The organism is Mesorhizobium sp. M00.F.Ca.ET.216.01.1.1 (assembly GCF_004010325.2).
Lineage (GTDB): Bacteria > Pseudomonadota > Alphaproteobacteria > Rhizobiales > Rhizobiaceae > Mesorhizobium.
On the sequence record NZ_SADR02000015.1, the window covers coordinates 101,031 to 119,905 of the forward strand.

Genomic DNA, 18,875 nt, shown 5'->3' on the forward strand with positions numbered 1-18,875 from the left:
ACATGCCGATCGGCGACGGGCAGAACCCTCTGCTGAAGGTTGGGGCTCTCGGCGCCGGCTACGGCGGCATGCTGATGCTGCGCGATATCTCGCTCGAAGTCCGGCGCGCCGAGATCGTTGCTCTCGTGGGCGGCAACGGTGCCGGCAAGACAACCCTGCTTCGGGCATTGTCCCGCGTGATCGCATCCACAGGCAGCATCGAATTCGACGGCCGCGATCTGGTGCCGATGACGCCCGACGAAGCGTTCGGCGCAGGCCTTGTACAGGTGCCGGAAGGCCGCCAGCTGTTCGACCGCATGAGCGTCGAGGACAATCTCCGTATGGGCGCATACCGGCGCGGCGACCAGGCTGCGGTATCGCGTGACCTCGACAGGATGTACGCCATCTTCCCGCGCCTCTCCGACCGAAGGCAGCAGATAGCCGGCTCGATGTCGGGTGGCGAACAGCAGATGTGCGCGATGGCCCGCGGCTTGATGGCCGCACCGAAACTGCTGATGATCGATGAAATGAGCCTCGGCCTTGCGCCGGTGGTGGTGGAACAGCTGATGGATGTGCTTGCGGCGATCCGCGGCGAGGGTGTCGCGATTCTGCTGGTCGAGCAGGACGTGCATCTGGCTTTGTCCGCTTGCGACCGCGGTTATGTCCTGGAAGCCGGCCAGATTGTCCGCGAGGGGATGGCGAAGGAGCTTGCCGACGACCCCGCGGTTCGCCGCGCCTACCTGGGAATATGAGTTTCGGAGATAGTCGCTTCGAGCGCTATTCAGCCGTCGAAGCAGATCCGCTCTTTTCAATCCAGCTCGATCCTTGCGCTGTGCGTGATCATCGCGATATTCGTCGCAAGCAAACGATATCAGGTAATCTTCGCCACTCTCGGGGTGACCTACCAGATCTCGTGGATTCTGCGCCAGTTCGAGGTCAGTGCGAGCTCGGATTCGCAACCGCGGAAATTCCTCAACGAAATCAAATGTACAAATTTTTGATGGGTACATCCGTCGGCAGTGCTGTGGACCCGAAATTAAATTGGTTATCCTGGGCTGAAACGTCAGGATGGGAATAAAGGGTCAGCCTGCCTGACCTGGGTGATTTGTCTCGAGATGCAGCAGTCTGCCATGGACCAGGTCACGTGCCTTCAACCGTGCTGAAGCAAACGGATATTTCGAGCTTCTTCAGCCGTTCGGCATTGAGCAAGGCTGTCGCCTATCAGGCTCAAGGGCGCGTTACGGCTCTGCATATCAGCGATGATCTCACAAAAGTCCGGGCACGCGTTTCAGGTACGGCCAGAACGCTCTATGCAGTCGATATCGACCTGAGATTCCGTCACGGCCATTTGGTCGGCATCGACGGCGATTGCACCTGTCCGGTCTCTTTCAACTGCAAGCATGCGGCGGCCGCCCTTCTCGCGGCTTGGGGCCAGGAAGGAACAGCGATAGACAGGATTGACAGCCCTCCGACGGCAAACAGCATGACGCCGGCAGCTCAGGTTCTGCCGGGTGAGCTCAACGACTGGTTGGCAAAGGTCGGCACAGCGATACGCGGCAATGACTACCCGCAGGACGTGGCACAAAGGCTGCTGTACTGCGTGCAGCCTCATGTGCGAAAGGGGCGGATGCCGCATTTGGCGATATCCTTGATATCCGTCAGATTGCTCAAGGACGGAAGCTTTTCCACCCATACCTCACGTCCAAACTTCGCATATTTCGATCCGGACAAAGCTCCGGCCTATTACCGAGAAGCAGATATCGACATCCTCATCGGATTGTCACGGGAACATCGAAGCTACGGGCAACACGACGCCTATCTCGTCCGTCCGTCAAGACTTTTGCATCAGATCGTGAATACCGGGCGTGCCTATTGGCGCGACATCAGGCAGTCACCGATGCAATGGGGCGAAACCCGGCAAGGCCGCATCGAATGGCGCCAGAGCAGCCAGGCAGGGATCGGTTCGCACCTGATCGTCGAGGGTGCCACCGCGTTGGACGCTGAGCCGCCAGTCTACGTCGACGAGGCCGCCGGCGTGGCCGGGCCGGTGGAATCGGGTCTGCCTGCGCGGCTGGCGCATCGGCTGTTGTCGGCCCCGCTCATTCCTCGCGCTCAGGTCGCGGAAGTGGCGCGTCGTCTCGGCCAGAAACTGCCGGCCGTTCATCACGATCTCTTGCCGGTGCCGCCAGCAGTGGCGATCAGGATCGATGGCGACCCGACACCGGTGCTGCGTCTGACATTGGGGCGCATGGCGGCCCACGCCTATTACTACGACGCGCGCGACGAACCGGATCGGATACCGCTCGCACACCTCAGCTTCCGTTACGGTCCAATCGAAATCGAGCTGTCCGAAAAGGCCACCGAGATCGAGGCATTTCACGGTGGATCCGTCTATGCGGTCTCCCGTCGGCGGGCGAGGGAACGCGACGCGCTCAAACGCCTGGCTGATTTGAACTTCGTCGCGGCGAGGTCGGTTCACCCGCTTGTCGATGTGCGCCATGGCCGCGATCTGACACTTGTGAAGCCACACGCCTGGCTCGACTTTCTCAACGCACGTGCCGGTGAGTTGCGGGCAGAAGGCTTTGAGATCCACGTCAACGATGATTTCCCATACCGTCTGGCGAAGTCTTCGAACGCTTTCGACGCGGAGTTCGAGAGTAGCGGTATCGACTGGTTCGAACTGGGTCTCGGCATCGAAATCGACGGCGAGAAGCGTGATCTTACGTCGATTTTGGCCGCCTTGGTCTCAAGGCCGGACTTCACTCCTGACGCCATAAAGCTCCTGGCCGAAGCCGGCGATGATTTTTATCTGCCTTTGTCCGACGGCCGCTACGTGTCCCTGGCGGCCGATCGCTTCTTGCCGCTGGTGCTCGCGCTGCACACGCTGAATCTGAACGGGACATTCGACGGCAAGTCCGGGAAAATCAGGCTCTCCCAGGCCGAAGTCGTACCTCTGCTTGGCCTGGAGAGCGAAGAATTCACATTCAAAGGCGCGAAAAACCTTCGTCGTCTGGCCAGCCTGCTTCAGTCGCGTGGGCTGGCGGACGTCCGCATACCGGTGGATTTCAAAGCCACGCTCCGGCCTTACCAGGCGCAGGGCGTGGCGTGGCTTGATCTGCTGCGCGAGAGCGGCCTGGGAGGCGTGCTCGCCGACGATATGGGGCTGGGCAAGACCGTGCAGATTCTAGCGCTGTTTGCCATGGAAAAGGCGCGGGGCAGCTTGACCGATCCGGCGCTTGTCGTCGCTCCTACCAGCCTGATGGCCAATTGGTTCAACGAAGCAAAGAAATTTGCGCCGGAATTGCGGGTTCTCGTGCTCCACGGTCCCATGCGCAAGCAGAACTTCGCTGACATTGCCCGGCACGATGTTGTTTTGACCACTTACCCGTTGATCGCGCGCGACCGCGAGGTGCTTTTGTCCCGGGATTGGCACTTGGCCATTCTCGACGAGGCGCAGACCATCAAGAATCCGAATGCCGCCACAACCCGATGGCTACGCGGCATCAAGGCGAGGCACCGCTTCTGCCTGACGGGGACCCCGATGGAAAATCATCTGGGGGAGCTTTGGTCGATCATGGGTTTCGTCAATCCAGGCCATCTCGGCGACAAGGCCGCGTTTGCCCGCAATTGGCGTACGCCGATCGAAAAACGCGGCGATGCCGCGCGAGCGCTGGCGCTGGCCCATCGTATCAAGCCGTTCCTGCTGCGGCGGACGAAGCGGGAGGTGGCTGCGGAGCTGCCGCCAAAGAGCGAGATTGTCGAAAGCGTCGTGCTGGAGGGCAGTCAGCGCGACCTGTACGATTCCATCCGCTTGTCAATGTCGGAGAAGGTGCGCCGGGCGGTCAAGGAGCGCGGCTTGGAAAAGAGCCACATCATCGTTCTCGAAGCCTTGCTGAAAATGCGTCAGGCGTGCTGCCATCCTGCACTACTGAAGCTCAACGACGGCATTGAGCATCCTGCCGCCAAGCTGGACCGGCTCATGGAAATGGTGCTGGAGCTATTGAGCGAGGGCCGCAAGATCATCGTCTTTTCGCAGTTTACCTCGATGCTTGCGCTGATCCGCGCCCGGTTCGACGCGAGCGGCATTCGATACAGTTTGCTGACTGGAGAAACCAGGGACCGCAAGAGCGTCATCGATGGTTTTCAGAACGGGGCAAGTGATATTTTCCTCATCAGCCTGAAGGCTGGCGGAGTGGGACTCAACCTGACGGCGGCCGATACCGTGATCATCTTTGACCCGTGGTGGAATCCGGCTGTGGAGGAGCAGGCGATCGACCGCGCTCACCGCGTCGGGCAAGACAAAGCCGTTTTCGTCTATCGGCTGGTGGCCAAAGGGACGATCGAGCAAAAAATGGATGAGCTCAAAGCGAGAAAACGTGCGCTGGCCGATAGCCTGTTTGATAGCGACGGCAGCGTCGGCTCGGCTCTTACGGAAGAGGACGTAAGAGCGTTGTTCGAAGTCTAAAGGACCCTGCCAGCGACAGGTGCTCGGTGAGCGAATGAACGGACCAGATGCGACGTTCTCTTCGTGTCAAAAATGACGTCAAATCAAAATTTTAGCGACTACATCGCCTCGGAATCTGTGTCGCTCGTACGACACCTCGCAGCTTTTCGCACATCGATTGACGTTAAATTAACATAGATATATGGTTGTTTTGCATCATACGATACCGCAATTTTTGCATCGTGGCTGCTCGTTGATTGTCGTTTCTCCAAGGAAAGCCGCCGCATCCATGACGCCGACAAAGATGCACATTTCACGCGCGGTCCAGGGGTGCGACTTGGCTTTCGGCGCTTTCGCCAATTGCCGCAAGAGGCGGTAACCATGCCTAGCCTGCTCGGAATCGACAATGGCCTCACCGTCACCAAGGCGGTGATCTTCGATGCCGACGGCTCACAACTGTCAGTGGCGCGTCGGCGGGTGCCGCAATTGATGCCGCACGCGCGCTGGGTGGAGCGCGACATGGCAGGTCTCTGGCAAGCGACCGCCGACGCAGTCCGCGAGGCGATCGCGGGATGCGGCCGGCCGGCCGGCGATATCAAGGCGGTGGCGGCGACCGCGCACGGCGATGGTCTCTATCTGCTCGACGCGAACCGTCGGCCGCTGGGGCCTGGAATCCTGTCGCTCGACAGCCGCGCGAGCGCAATCGTCGAAAGGTGGTCGCAGGATCGGGTCTTCGACGAGGCGCTGGCGCTGACCGGCCAGGCGCCGCAGGTTTCGGCGCCGGCGACGCTGCTGGCATGGCTCAAGGAGAACGACCCGGACTGCTATGGGCGCATCGCTCACGTGCTGAGCTGCAAGGACTGGCTCCGCTTCTGCCTGACCGGCACGATCGGCACGGACCGGACGGAGGCCAGCACTTCATTCACCGATTTCCGCACGCAAACCTACGCGCCGGAAGCGATGCGCATCTTTGGATTGGACGACCTTTTCGACTTGCTGCCGCCGGTCGCGCATTCGGCCGACATCGTTGGGCATGTGACTGCCGAGGCCGCTGAAATGACCGGCCTTGACAAGGGCACGCCCGTCGCCTGTGGCCTGCATGACGTTACCGCTTCGGCGCTTGGCATGGGCGGCCACGAGGAAGGCACTCTCAGCATCATCGCCGGGACCTATTCCATCAATGAAGTGGTTTCGTTGGAACCGCGCGTCGACCGGCGCTGGCTCTGCCGCAATGCGATCGACCCAAGCCGCTGGAACAGCATGGCGATCTCTCCGGCCTCGACTGCAAACTACGACTGGTTTCTCGACACGTTCTGCCGCTCGGAACAGGACGAGACAGATGCCAGCGGCGGTTCCATCCACCAGCTCCTTGCAGACGAGATCGACGCGGCGCTGAAGAAGCCTTCGACTATCCTTTTCCATCCTTATCTGTTCGGTTCCCCCTATGGCAGCGTTGCGAGCGGCAGCTTTGTCGGCCTGCATGGCTGGCACAATCGCGGCGACATGCTCAAGGCTGTCCTGGAAGGCATAGTTTTCAACCATCGCACCCATGTCGAAGCGTTGCGTGGCCGCTTTGCCGTCCGCGAGATACGCCTGACCGGAGGCGGTTCGCGCAACCCGGCCTTCGTCCAGATGTTTGCCGACGCGCTGAATGCACCGGTGATTGTCACATCTACCGATGAGGCCGCCGCCTTCGGCGCGGCGCTCTGCGCGGGCACAGCGGTCGGCCTGTTTTCGACGCCGCAACAGGGTGCAAGGCAGGTCGGCAGGACGGCGCGCCAATATCAGCCCGTGCCTGCCGCCAGCGCCGTGTCCAACGAGCGCTTTTCCCTCTATTGCCGCATAGCCGAGGCGCTGAGGCCGCAATGGCCGGAGATCGAAAAGCTGGCGCAGCAAGACATCGAGGGGACCGCATGATCAAGGCCGACGAACGGCGCGAGGAGATCGCCGAGTATGTAATAAAGCTCGGCCAGGTGCGCATCGACGATCTGGTCGAACATTTCGGCGTATCGCGCATGACCATCCACCGCCACATCGACCGGTTGGCGCAGCAGGGCGTGCTGCGCAAGCTGCATGGCGCGGTGACGGTTCAGCCTTCCGGTCTCTACGAAAGTGCCTTCCGCTACCGGGTGACGGTCAACAGGGCCGAGAAGGACGCTCTGGCCAGGGCGGCGCTGGACTATGTCGAAGCCGGCCATGTTGTCATGCTCGACGATTCGTCGACGGCAAATGCCGTCGTGCCGCTGCTGTTGGACCTCAAGCCGCTCACGGTCATCACCAACAGCGTACCGACGGCTGCGTTGCTGACCAATGTCGACGAGATCGACTTCATCTGTCTCGGCGGCCAGTACCACGCTACCTACAACGCCTATATCGGCATCGTCTGCGAGAACGCCGTGGCGCAACTCCGCGCCAATGTGCTGATTTGTTCGGCTTCGGCCATCGCCGGAACCACAGCCTTCATCCAGGACCAGAACGTGGTGCGGGTCAAGCAGGCGATGATGGCCGCTTCGGCCAGGCGCATCCTGTTGGTCGACCACGCAAAGTTCGACAGGATCGCGCTGCACGCCTTCGAAGATCTGACCAGCTTCGATGCCGTGCTGACGACCGAGGGCCTGGGCGACGCGCAGGTGCAGAGCCTCGAACGCGCCGGCGTCAGACTGCGCGTCATCAAGACGACGGCACAATGAGCTCATCTGGCGGAGCAGATATGGCAAGTCGTGCCGGACGTCTCGCTGCAATGGCCGGGACCGGCGAAGTCGATGTTGTCATTCTTGGCGCCGGCATCAACGGGGCAGGCCTGTTTCGCGATCTGTGCGCGCAAGGCGTCAGCTGCCTGATCGTCGACAAGGCGGATTTCGGCTCGGGCACCAGCGCCGCGCCGTCACGGCTCATCCATGGTGGCCTGAAATATCTCGAAACCGGCGAGTTCGGGCTGGTGGCGCAATCGACGCTCGAGCGGAACCTGCTTTTGAGGAACGCGCCGCATTACGTCAGTCCGCTACCGACTGTCATACCGATTTTTTCCTGGACCAAGGGCGTGCTCGCGGCGCTGCGAACGCTGTTTGGCTCGACCAGCGCGCCGCGCAGCCGCGGTGCCATCCTGATCAAGGTCGGCCTGGCGATCTATGACTTCTACGGTTCGCGTAACCGGGTAATGCCGCGCCATCGGATGGTCGGGCGGCGGCAGGCACTCGGCAAGATGCCAGCACTGAACCCTGCGATCGTCGCCACCGGCATCTATTATGACGCCAAGATCAGCCATCCCGAACGGCTGGTGCTCGAACTGATCCTTGACGGACTGCAGGCCAACGCAGCCTCGGCCGCCGCCAACTACACAACGCTGGTGACATCCGCCGACGGCTTGCTGGCATTCCAGCCGGAAAACGGCAGCGCTTTTTCGGTACGGCCGAAGCTGGTGGTCAACGCCGCCGGTCCGTGGATCGATCACGTCAACGACTTGCTTGGCGCGCCGTCGAAGATGATCGTCGGCACCAAGGGCTCGCACATTTTGTTGAAGCACGACGAGCTGGTAAGAAGCCTCGCCGAGCGCATGCTCTATTTCGAGGCCGACGACGGACGCATCTGCCTTGTCTACGATTATCTCGGCCTGGCGCTGGTCGGCTCGACCGACATCAAGGCCGACAATCCGGACGCGGTTCGCTGCGAGCCGGACGAAGTCGAGTATCTGCTCGACAGCGTGCGGACTCTCCTGCCCGGAATGACGTTCAACCGCGACCAGATCGTCTATGCCTATAGCGGCATCAGGCCGCTGCCGGCTTCGGAGACATCGACGCCCGGGCTGATCAGCCGCGATCATTCGGCGCCGGTCGCCGAGCCGGATCCGACCAGGCCCTTCGCCGTCATCTCGCTGGTCGGCGGCAAATGGACGACCTTCCGCGGCTTTGCCGAGGAGGTAGCCGACGTTGTGCTCGACCGCCTGCGGCGCAGCCGCAAGGTGACGACGCAATCGATGCCGATCGGCGGCGGAAAGGGCTTCCCCGCCGGCGCCGCGGCCCGCGCCGACTGGCTGGCCTGGGCCCAGTCGGAGTCGGGTTTAGAGGAAGAGCGTCTCGACCAATTGCTGTCGCGGTACGGGACGCGAGCCGTGCAGATCGCCAGGTATGGATCGAATGATGCAGTCCGCCTTCTGGACTCAAGCGGCTACAGCAAGCCGGAGATCGACTACATCGTGCGCAACGAATTCGTTGAGCACCTGTCCGACATTGTCATGCGGCGCAGCACCCTTGCGATAGGTGGCTCGCTTACCAAGCGTGACTTGCACGAGATTGCCGCGATTGCCGGGAGGGCGCTTGGCTGGAGCGCGCAGCGAACCGCAGAGGAAATCGACGCCGTCGTTGCGCAGCTCGAAACCGGGAATTTGATGCGGCTGGATTGATCTGCGTAGCTTTGGCCGCAGGGTGGTCGACCCGGTTATGCGAATGGCTCGGCACCGACGTGGATGCCAATACGCACCGCAAGGCAAACCGGCCCGGATGGGCAGGCCATGACTGCGATCCCACGCGCGGCCCTTACCTCACAGGCCGAGTGGGATTTTATATTCCGAATGATAACTTATTAAAAACAATCATTTAAGTGATAATGCGGCTATTTTGACGCATGTGTGCTGCTTAGTTAAAGTGTGAAATAACGATGATTGACGTTAATTTAACACAATCGTATGATCGCTAATATACTGGCATGCAGGGCTCCCGGACGGCTCAATTGGCCGAGCGGGAATGGCTGCGGGTGCGGCCAAGCAGGCCAGGCCCAAGGTTCCGATCGTGGCTTGTGCTCCGGTCTGTTGAGGGATTGACAGCGGCGCAGGGATGTGAAAATTTTTGCAATCAAAGATAATAATATCATCTCAGGGAGGAGATGACGTGAAATCTGGCGGAACCGCCAACCGCGATCATGAGTCCAGCCTCGCCACGCGCGCGGCCTGGCTTCACTATGCCGGCGGCCTCACACAAGCCCAGGTCGCCAAGCGGCTTGGCCTGACCAGCCTCAAGGCACACCGGCTCATCACCAGGGCCACCCAGGATGGCCTGATCAGGGTCTTCATCGACGGCGACGTTGGCGAGTGCGTCGACCTGGAGCAGCGCCTGATCGCCGCTTACGGGCTCGACACCTGCGAGGTGGTTCCCGACCTGGACCAGGACGAGCTGCCGCTGAGGGGCCTGGGCATTGCGGGCGCCCAATTCCTGAAGCGAGAGATTGATCGCGGCGAAGACATGCTGATCGGCGTCGGCCATGGCCGTACCCTTGCGGCCAGCGTCGAGTATCTGACGCGCACTGCCGCCGGCCATATCCGCTTTGTCTCCTTGCTCGGCGGCGTGACGCGTAAATTCGCGGCCAATCCCCACGACGTCATTCATCGCCTGGCCGAGCGAACCGGCGCGCAGGCCTATGTGATGCCGGTACCGTTTGTCGCCAACACCGTGGAAGACCGCGAGGTGCTGCTTGGCCAGCGCGGCATCAGCGACGTCTTCGATCTCGCAAGCCGGTCCGACCTGATGTTTGTGGGAATTGGGACGGCCGAGCGGGAAGCGTCGCTCGTCGCCACAGGCATGATCGAGCATTCCGAAATCGATGACGTCAAGCGTGACGGCGGCGTTGGCGAACTCCTTGCCCACTTCTTCGACGATAGAGGGCGCCCGGTGGAAACGGCGCTGTCGGAAAGAATACTGGCACTGCCGCGAGATCAATTGAAGGGCCGCAGGATTGTCGCCGTCGCCGGCGGCAAGGTGAAGGTGCGGGCGATCAGGGCGGTGCTCGAAAGCCGTTATCTGAGCGGCTTGATCACCGATGAAACGACGGCCCGCGCACTCGTCGAACAGAGCCGGCCTGACGGCGCGCAGCTGCGACGAAACACGAAGTGAACGGAGGATCATCAAATGCGTGACTATGGAAAGTCCGCTTCGCCGATGGTTGCGTCATGAGTTCGAAGGCTGGCTCGGCGTCGAGTCGCCAGGTCTCGCCGGGTCTTCGCCGGACGATTGCCGCCTTTGCGGTTCTGGTGCTGCTCGGCGCCATGGCGCTTGACACGAAGGTCGTCAGGATCGGATCCGCCGGTGACGTGCGAAACGCCGTGTTTTCCGCACAGGAGTACGGAAAGTCGGAATTTCCCAAGGTGCAAGCCGATGTCGAAGCGCGTGCCGCCGACGCGGTGACGGCGGCGACGGCGATCGCCAAGGACAGGGCGACGGCCGAAAAGGAATACGGCGTCCCGGCGGGTGTCGGACCGGTCTTCTCGGTCAAGTTCACCGGCCTCGTCGGCGAGGGAAAATCGGGCATCTACAAGGTCGCCGTCGATGGCGTGCCGGATACGCTGCTGATCCGGGTGCAGACTGGGCCGGCGATCAACGGAACCGACCTTCGCGACGCCACTGGCAAGATCACATTCGGCCAGTTCACCAATCAGATTGAATATCAGGATGCCGGTTCGGCGCTGAACAACGAGATGAAGAAGGAGGTGCTGTCGAAAGTTGATACGAGCGCGTTGGGCGGCAAGACCATTTCGGTGGTCGGCGCGTTCAAGCTGGTCAATCCGAAGAGCTGGCTGGTCACTCCGGTGAGGCTGGAGGTCAAATGAAACCGGCTTCCGGCAACGGGCTTGCGACTGGCGATGCCGTGCTTTCGGCGCGCGACATCACCATGTCATACGGCGGCGTTCATGCACTCAAGGGCGTCAACTTCGACATCCACCGCGGCAAGGTTACAACCCTGTTCGGAGAGAATGGCGCCGGCAAGTCGACGCTAATGAAGATCCTGTCCGGCGTGGTGATGCCGACATCCGGCGAGATCGTGCTCGACGGCAATATCGTCAGCTTTTCTTCCTCTTCGGACGCGCGCGACCGCGGCATCTCGATCATCCACCAGGAATTGAGCCTGGCGCCGAACCTCAGCGTTCGCGACAACATCTTCATGGGCCGCGAACTGCGCACGGCGACCGGCCTCGACTTCGCCGAAGAGGCGCGCCAGGCGCGCGCGCTGATGGCCGAGCTCGAAGAAGACATCGACCCGATGACCCCGGTCGAGGACCTGCGCCTGGGGCAGCAGCAGATCGTCGAGATCGCCCGGGCGCTGTCCGTCGATTCCCGCATCCTCATCATGGACGAACCGACATCTGCGCTCAGCGCGACAGAGGTGGAGGTGCTGTTCAGGGTCATCCGCGATTTGACCAGCCGCGGTGTCTCCATCGTCTACATATCGCATCACCTCGAGGAGGCTCTGCAGATCACCGACTACGCAGTCGTCCTGCGCGACGGGGCGATAACGGCAACGGCCGAAGCCAAGGACATCGATCTCGAGTGGATTGTCCGCAACATGGTGGGCGAGAACTTCGACCTTGGTTCGCCGCCGACCGGCCATGAATTCGGCGAGGTCGCCCTTTCGATCGAGGATGTGAGCGTCGTCGACGCTTCGGGTTCAGGCTATTCGGTCGTCGATCACCTGTCGCTGGATGTCAGGGCGGGCGAGATCGTCTGCATCTACGGACTGATGGGCGCCGGACGCACGGAGTTGCTGGAAGCCGTCGCGGGACGCGTGCCGATGGCGGGCGGCCGGGCGCTTTTGGAAGGTGAGGACCTCTCGGGACTTAGCATCGCGCAGCGTATCGGCAGAGGTCTTGTGCTCGTCCCCGAGGACCGCCAGCGAGACGGGCTGGTGCAGACGATGACCGTCGGCCGCAACCTTTCGCTTGCCAGCATCGAGGCGTTCGCGAAGAGGCTGTTTCTTTCCCGCTCCAGGGAGCGCGAGCTGATCGACAGCTCGATCCGCAAGGTGACCATCAAGACCGCAGGCGGCAACACCATGATCGGATCGCTGTCGGGCGGCAACCAGCAGAAGGTCGTCATTGGCAAGATGCTGACGACAAATCCCAAGGTCATCCTTCTGGACGAGCCGAGCCGCGGCATCGATGTCGGTGCCAAGGCCGAGGTCTTCCGCTTGCTGAGCGAGCGTGCCGCGCAGGGGCTGGCGGTCGTCTTTTCGACCTCGGAGGTCAACGAGTGCCTGAGCATTGCCCACCGGATCGTGGTGATGCGCCGAGGCAGGATTTCAGCGCAGTTCGGCGCCAACGCCACCAAAGAGCAGATCATGGCCGCCTCGGGCGAAGCCGTGATTGCCTGATCACCATGAATTTCGGAGCCCCGATCATGAGCAACGTCAGCCAGGCAGCCAAGCAGTCCAGTCCAGCCGTGCGCAGCGAAGGCTTCGACGTGGCCAAGCTGCTGCTCGAAGGCCGGGCTTTCTTTGCGCTGATTGCGATCATCGTCGTCTTTTCGATGCTGTCGCCCTACTACCTGTCCGTGGCGAATTTCCTGACCATGGCCTCGCACGTCGCCATATTCGGGATTCTCGCCGTCGGCATGCTGCTGGTCATCCTCAACGGCGGCATCGACCTGTCGGTGGGATCGACGCTTGGGCTTGCCGGCGTCGTCGCCGGCTTTCTGATGCAGGGCGTGACGCTGAACTGGTTTGGCGTCGTCCTGTATCCGCCGGTCTGGGTGGTCGCGGTCCTGGCCTGCATGCTGGGCGCCGCCGTCGGTCTGATCAACGGCGTCCTCATTGCCCGTTTCAAGGTTCCGGCCTTTGTGGCCACGCTGGGCGTCATGTATATGGCGCGCGGTCTGGCGCTGCTGATGACGAGCGGTTTGACCTACAACAACCTCGGCGGCAGGCCCGAGCTCGGAAATACCGGCTTCGATGCGCTTGGCTTCAATCGCCTGTTCGGCGTGCCCACCGGCGTGGTCGTTCTGGCGGTGATCGCCTTCATCGGCAGCATCACGTTGAACCGCACTGCCTTTGGGCGCTGGCTCTATGCCTCGGGCGGCAACGAGCGCGCGGCTGAACTGTCCGGCGTTCCGGTCAAAACCGTGCAGGTTTCAGTCTATGTGCTTTCAGGCATCTGTGCCGCTATCGCCGGCCTGATCCTGTCGTCGCAGCTGACCTCGGCGGGACCGACAGCCGGCACCACCTACGAATTGACGGCCATCGCCGCCGTCGTCATCGGCGGCGCCGCGCTGACCGGCGGGCGCGGCAACATCCGCGGAACTCTGCTCGGGGCCTTCGTCATCGGCTTCCTTTCCGATGGTCTGGTGATCATTGGCATCTCATCCTACTGGCAGACAGTGTTCACCGGTGCGGTCATCGTGCTCGCTGTGCTTCTCAATGCCGTTCAGTATCGCCGTCGGAGCAAGCTTGCGAGCTCGACCAACGGCCAATCGACTTCTCAGAAACGGGGGAAGGCCGAAGCGGCCAATCCTGCCCACGGGAAGACTGCCGGCTGATCGGCAGCAACACCAAGCAATCATTGGAGGAATGTACATGAAAACCATGCTTAAAGGACTGCTGGCTGCAGCGATGGTCGTGGGGTTTGCGGCCGCTGCGTCGGCCGAAGGCCTGATCTCGATCATCGTCAACGATCCGGCGAACCCGTACTGGCTGACCGAGGGCAATGTCGCCAAGGCCGAGGCCGAGAAGCTCGGCTATACGGCGAACGTCGCCGCGCACAAGGGCGACACCAACACGGAAAGCAACCTGATCGACACCGCCATCACCAACAAGTCCGTGGCGATCATCCTCGATCCGGCAAACGCAGACGGCTCCGTTGGCGCGGTGAAGAAGGCGATTGCAGCCAACATCCCGGTTTTCCTCGTCAACGCCGAGATCAATCAGGAAGGCCTTGCCAAGGGGCAGCTCGTCTCCAACAACGCCCAGGGCGCTGCTCTCGGCGCACAGCAGTGGGTGCAGGCTGTCGGCGAGAAGGGCAAATTTGTCGAACTTCTCGGCGCCCCGTCGGACAACAACGCCGCCACGCGCTCGAACGGATACGTGACTGTGATCAGCCAGTACCCGGATCTCGAAAAGGCTGCTTCGCAGGTCGCCAACTGGGATCGTACCCAGGGCCACGACAAGATGCAGAGCATGCTGCAGGCCAATCCCGACATCATTGCCGTGATCAGCGGCAATGACGAGATGGCGCTCGGTGCGGTTGCCGCTCTGAAAGAGACCGGCAAGCTGTCCGGCATCAAGGTCGGCGGCTTTGACGGCTCCCCGGACGCGGTCGCAGCGATCAAGTCCGGCGAACTGCAGTACACGGTGCTCCAGCCGGTGGCTATCTTCTCGGCGAAGGCCGTGCAGCAGGCGGACTCGTTCATCAAGACCGGCGCTACCGGCGCGTCCAGCGAGAAGCAGCTGTTCGATTGCCTCCTCATCACCAAGGACAATGTGGACAAGTACACCGCACCCTTCGTGCTGTCGGAATAAAAAATGGACAGGGGTGTCCTTGCGGGCACCCCTGTCTTGCCACCCTTGGGGACAGATGGACCGTCCCTGTGAACTCTCCGTAACTATCCGGAACTTGCCGCATGAAGGATGTGCTGATCGGGATCGACGCCGGAACATCCGTGATCAAATCGGTCGCTTTCGATCTGTCCGGGCGGCAACTCGCCATGGCGTCGGTGACGAACAGCTTTGTCACGCTGGAAGGCGGCGGCGCCGAGCAGGATCTCGAGCAGACCTGGCGCGACACGGTGCAGACCGTTCGCGAATTGGCGACGAAAATCCCAGACCTCGCGCGGCGGACCGCGGCGGTTGCGATCACCGGGCAGGGCGACGGAACCTGGCTGATCGACCGCGACGGCTTGCCGGTCACCCGCGCCTGGCTTTGGCTCGACGCCCGCGCCGGACATCTGGTGGATGAGATGCGTTGCGACCCGTCGGATCGCAGGCGGTTCAAGCTTACCGGCACGGGGCTTAATGCGTGCCAGCAGGGCGCTCAGCTAAGCTGGCTGAAAAGGAACAGGCCAGAAATCCTGGAGCGGGCCGCAACCGCCTTTCACTGCAAGGACTGGCTCTATTTCAAAACGACGAGCGAGCGCGTCACGGATCCTTCGGAAGGGACGTTTACCTTCGGCGATTTCCGCTCCCGCACATATTCCGACGAGGTCCTCGATATTCTGGATCTGGCGACACATCGCCGCCTGCTGCCGGCCATGCTCGAAGGCACGAGCGACCAGCATGTGCTTTCGCCATCGGCGGCGGCAGAAACCGGCCTGCTCGACGGCACACCGGTCGTGCTGGGTTACGTGGATATGGTCACCACCGCGCTCGGAGCCGGCCTGTACGATCCGAGCGGCAATGTCGGCTGCACGGTGATAGGTTCCACCGGCATCCACACGCGTTTCGCCGCCGCTGCCGACGATGTCGTCCTCAACGACGATGCGTCCGGCTATACGATCGCCATGCCTGTTCCCGGTGCATATGCACAACTGCAATCCAACATGGCGGCGACGCTCAACATCGATTGGCTGCTCGGGCTGGCGCGCGACGTGTTGACCGCCGGCGGCGCCAAGCTTTCGCGCGACGAGTTACTGAAAGCCCTCGATGGCTGGGTGGAGGGATCGGAGCCGGGATCGCTGCTGTACCAGCCCTATATATCGCTGGCCGGTGAACGCGGGCCGTTCGTCGATCCTGACGCGCGCGCAGGTTTCATCGGCCTTTCCGTCAGGCACGGCTTCGGCGATCTGGCACGTGCCGTTCTCGAGGGATTGGCCTTCGCGGCACGCGATTGCTACCAGGCAATGGGCACCATGCCGGGCGAAATCCGCCTGTCGGGCGGTGCTGCACGCAGCCCGTCGCTGCGTCGCATCATTGCAGCCGCGACCCGGGCGCAAATCCGAACCAGCAGCCGGCAGGAAGCCGGGGCGGCAGGTGCGGCGATGATCGCTGCGGTCGGGCTCGGCGTCTATCGCTCCATGGAGGACTGCTGCGCCGAGTGGGTTACGCCGCTTCTGGGCGAGCTCGACGCCTATGACGAGGCGCTGTCGCAAACCTACGATGCTCTGTTTCCTTCCTTTGTCGCGGCGCACCGGGCGCTTCAGCCGGTGTGGAAGACCATGGCGCGGCGGCGGGACGGCGGATGCACAGGAGCAAAGTCTTGAGCGATAAACTCGATATCGTCGATCTCTTCGTGATCGGCGGCGGCATCAATGGAGCCGGCATAGCGCGCGATGCAGCAGGTCGTGGACTGTCCGTCATTCTGTGCGAGCAAGACGACCTTGCTCAAGGTACCAGTTCGCGCTCCGGCAAGTTGGTGCATGGCGGTCTGCGCTACCTGGAATATTATGAGTTCCGGCTGGTTCGTGAAGCGCTCATCGAACGCGAGGTGCTGCTGGAGTCGGCTCCGCACATCATCTGGCCGATGCGCTTCGTTCTTCCGCACAGTCCTGAGGACAGGCCGGCATGGCTGGTCCGGCTCGGACTGTTCCTCTACGACCACCTTGGCGGCCGCAAGCGGCTGCCGGGAACCAGGACGCTGAACCTGCGGACAGCGCCCGAAGGTGCGCCGATCAAGGATGCGTTCAAGCGAGGATTCGAATATTCCGATTGCTGGGTCGACGATGCCCGCCTGGTGCTGCTCAACGCGCTCGATGCCAAGGAGCGGGGCGCTAGGGTGCTGACGCGCACCGCCTGCGTTGCGGCCCGGCGCGAAGATGGCCTGTGGACGATCGAGATGCAGGACGGCCGCACAGGCGCAGTGACGAAAGTCCGCGCTCGGGCGCTGATCAACGCGGCAGGACCATGGGTCAACGACATCGTCAGCCGTGTCGCTGGCCAGAACCGCACCCGTAATGTCCGCCTGGTGAAAGGCAGCCATATCGTCGTGCCAAAATTCTGGGAGGGACGGCAGGCCTATCTGATCCAGAACAACGACAAGCGCGTCATCTTCGTCAATCCCTATCAGAACGATATGGCGCTGATCGGTACGACCGACATTCCCTATGACGGACGTCCCGAAGAAGTCGCCGCCGATGCCAGCGAAATCGATTACCTGATCAAAGTGGTCAATCGCTATTTCAAGCAGCAGCTCACGCCGAGGGACGTGGTCTACAGCTTTTCCGGCGTGCGCCCGCTCTACGATGACAATGCGGACAATCCGAGCGCTGTGACGCGCGACTATATTTTCGAACTCGATGCCCCGAGCGGCGGTGCGCCAATGCTTTCGGTGTTTGGCGGCAAGATAACGACCTTCCGCAAGCTGGCCGAACATGCGCTTGAGAAGATCCAGCCTTTTTTTCCGACGATGAAGAGAACATGGACAGCGACAGCTCCCTTGCCAGGCGGCGACCTGCCGAACGCCGACTTCGAGCAGTTCCTGGGCGATTTGCACGCCGAGTTTTCATGGTTGAGCCCGTCGTTGGTGAAACACTATGCGCGGTGCTACGGAACCCGAGCAAGACAGCTGCTGGCCAATGCGCGAGGCGAAGCGGATCTCGGCCGTCGCTTCGGCCCAGATCTGTACGAGCGGGAAGTGAGGTTTCTTCTCGAGACCGAATGGGCCGCGACCGCCGCTGACATCCTGGAACGCCGCACCAAGCATGGCCTGCACATCAGCGTGGCGGAGCGGAAGATATTCGAAGACTGGTTTGGCAAATTCATGCTGGCAGCGGCCTGAGCTTGCTTGGCCAAACCGTGCCACCGGACAAACTTGAGAGGTTTCGCTTGGCCTTCACGCTTTCCCTTAACACCAATCCGCTCGTCAATCGCTTCGCCGAGCCCGACGACTTGATCGACGCGATTGCCTACGGCATCGGCATCCGCGACGTGCAGCTGACGCATGAATTCGTCAATCCGGGCTGGCCGCCGGCAACGATTGCCAAGTTTCTTCGCCTGTTCGGGAAGGCATTGGCGCGGACCGGCGTGCGGATCACCTCCGGTATGACGGGCCCCTATGGGCGGCTCAACCATTTCGGCCATCCGGACGCGGATGTCCGCCGCTATTACGTCGACTGGTTCAAGACCTTTGCCGACATTTCCGCCGAACTCGGCGCGCCGGGCATGGGCACGCAGTTCGCCATCTTCACGCACAAGGATTTCGACGATCCGAAAAGGCGCGCAGCGCTTCTCGATATCGCTCTTGAATGCTGGCGCGAAGTGGCCGAGCACGCCAAGGCGGCGGGTCTGTCATACCTGTTTTGGGAACCGATGTCGGTGGGCCGGGAATTTGGCCACACCATCGAAAGCTGCGCCGCCCTGCAGCGCGATATCGATGCGGCGAAGCTGCCCATACCGATGCAGATGATGGTGGACATCGACCATGGCGACGTGACCTCGCCCAACCCTGACGACACCGACCCCTATGCCTGGGCGAAAGCGTTTCCGCTGCAATCGCCGATCATCCACATCAAGCAATCATCCATGAACAAGGGCGGGCATTGGCCGTTCACGGCCGCCTACAACAAGGATGGCCGCATCGTCCCGCAAAAGTTGCTCGACACCGTGCGAGGCGGCGGTGGAACCGACAATGAAATCTGCCTTGAGCTTTCCTTCCGCGAGCGGGAGCCGATCGATCACCAGGTTGTCGCCATGATCCGGGAGTCGGTGGATTTCTGGGCGCCTTACATCGACACCGGCCGTGACAGGCTCAATCCTCCAGATTGAAGAA

13 protein-coding genes are annotated in these 18,875 nt (G+C 61.8%); all 13 read left to right on the forward strand.

Annotated elements, in window-relative coordinates:
* Positions 1-2: 2 nt before the first annotated feature.
* On the forward strand, positions 3-731 hold the full coding sequence (locus tag EN859_RS20035) for an ABC transporter ATP-binding protein (protein WP_127854607.1): 729 nt from the start codon (positions 3-5) through the stop codon (positions 729-731).
* Between the two features lie 392 nt (positions 732-1,123).
* A complete protein-coding gene (locus tag EN859_RS20040; RefSeq protein ID WP_127854606.1) occupies positions 1,124-4,444 on the forward strand; it encodes a DEAD/DEAH box helicase in 3,321 nt (1,106 codons plus the stop codon).
* 360 nt (positions 4,445-4,804) lie between these two features.
* Positions 4,805-6,340, forward strand: coding sequence for an FGGY-family carbohydrate kinase (locus EN859_RS20045; RefSeq protein WP_127854605.1), 1,536 nt, complete (start codon positions 4,805-4,807; stop codon positions 6,338-6,340).
* Entirely contained in the window at positions 6,337-7,113 is a 777-nt protein-coding gene (locus EN859_RS20050; RefSeq protein ID WP_127854604.1) for a DeoR/GlpR family DNA-binding transcription regulator, read from the forward strand. The genes EN859_RS20045 and EN859_RS20050 overlap by 4 nt, the downstream gene beginning before the upstream one ends.
* Positions 7,114-7,133: 20 nt before the next feature.
* Complete coding sequence (locus EN859_RS20055) at positions 7,134-8,822, forward strand: glycerol-3-phosphate dehydrogenase/oxidase (RefSeq protein ID WP_189502108.1); 1,689 nt, start codon at positions 7,134-7,136, stop codon at positions 8,820-8,822.
* 484 nt (positions 8,823-9,306) lie between these two features.
* Positions 9,307-10,305: a sugar-binding transcriptional regulator gene (locus tag EN859_RS20060; protein ID WP_127854602.1), complete on the forward strand. Its 999-nt coding sequence runs from the start codon at positions 9,307-9,309 to the stop codon at positions 10,303-10,305.
* 56 nt (positions 10,306-10,361) lie between these two features.
* Positions 10,362-11,018: a DUF2291 domain-containing protein gene (locus EN859_RS20065; RefSeq protein ID WP_127854601.1), complete on the forward strand. Its 657-nt coding sequence runs from the start codon at positions 10,362-10,364 to the stop codon at positions 11,016-11,018.
* Complete coding sequence (locus EN859_RS20070; RefSeq protein ID WP_127854600.1) at positions 11,015-12,556, forward strand: sugar ABC transporter ATP-binding protein; 1,542 nt, start codon at positions 11,015-11,017, stop codon at positions 12,554-12,556. Before EN859_RS20065 ends, EN859_RS20070 begins: the two co-directional genes overlap by 4 nt.
* 26 nt (positions 12,557-12,582) lie before the next feature.
* The gene (locus tag EN859_RS20075; RefSeq protein ID WP_127854599.1) at positions 12,583-13,716 is read left to right on the forward strand and encodes an ABC transporter permease; all 1,134 of its coding nucleotides are present in this window, start codon (positions 12,583-12,585) and stop codon (positions 13,714-13,716) included.
* Between the two features lie 31 nt (positions 13,717-13,747).
* Positions 13,748-14,695, forward strand: a complete 948-nt coding sequence (locus EN859_RS20080; protein ID WP_189502110.1) for a D-ribose ABC transporter substrate-binding protein — start codon at positions 13,748-13,750, stop codon at positions 14,693-14,695.
* Positions 14,696-14,796: 101 nt separating this feature from the next.
* Positions 14,797-16,371: an FGGY-family carbohydrate kinase gene (locus tag EN859_RS20085; RefSeq protein WP_127854597.1), complete on the forward strand. Its 1,575-nt coding sequence runs from the start codon at positions 14,797-14,799 to the stop codon at positions 16,369-16,371.
* The gene (locus tag EN859_RS20090) at positions 16,368-17,885 is read left to right on the forward strand and encodes a glycerol-3-phosphate dehydrogenase (RefSeq protein WP_127854596.1); all 1,518 of its coding nucleotides are present in this window, start codon (positions 16,368-16,370) and stop codon (positions 17,883-17,885) included. The genes EN859_RS20085 and EN859_RS20090 overlap by 4 nt, the downstream gene beginning before the upstream one ends.
* Before the next feature lie 47 nt (positions 17,886-17,932).
* Complete coding sequence (locus EN859_RS20095; protein ID WP_127854595.1) at positions 17,933-18,871, forward strand: TIM barrel protein; 939 nt, start codon at positions 17,933-17,935, stop codon at positions 18,869-18,871.
* Positions 18,872-18,875 lie beyond the last annotated feature (4 nt).

Coding starts and splice junctions, on each gene's coding strand:
- EN859_RS20080 (WP_189502110.1), top strand. CDS start 13,748: ATGTACATGAAAACCATGCTTAAAGGACTGCTGGCTGCAGCGATGGTC.
- EN859_RS20065 (WP_127854601.1), top strand. CDS start 10,362: ATGAGTTCGAAGGCTGGCTCGGCGTCGAGTCGCCAGGTCTCGCCGGGT.
- EN859_RS20050 (WP_127854604.1), top strand. CDS start 6,337: ATGATCAAGGCCGACGAACGGCGCGAGGAGATCGCCGAGTATGTAATA.
- EN859_RS20045 (WP_127854605.1), top strand. CDS start 4,805: ATGCCTAGCCTGCTCGGAATCGACAATGGCCTCACCGTCACCAAGGCG.
- EN859_RS20035 (WP_127854607.1), top strand. CDS start 3: ATGCCGATCGGCGACGGGCAGAACCCTCTGCTGAAGGTTGGGGCTCTC.
- EN859_RS20070 (WP_127854600.1), top strand. CDS start 11,015: ATGAAACCGGCTTCCGGCAACGGGCTTGCGACTGGCGATGCCGTGCTT.
- EN859_RS20075 (WP_127854599.1), top strand. CDS start 12,583: ATGAGCAACGTCAGCCAGGCAGCCAAGCAGTCCAGTCCAGCCGTGCGC.
- EN859_RS20085 (WP_127854597.1), top strand. CDS start 14,797: ATGAAGGATGTGCTGATCGGGATCGACGCCGGAACATCCGTGATCAAA.
- EN859_RS20055 (WP_189502108.1), top strand. CDS start 7,134: ATGGCAAGTCGTGCCGGACGTCTCGCTGCAATGGCCGGGACCGGCGAA.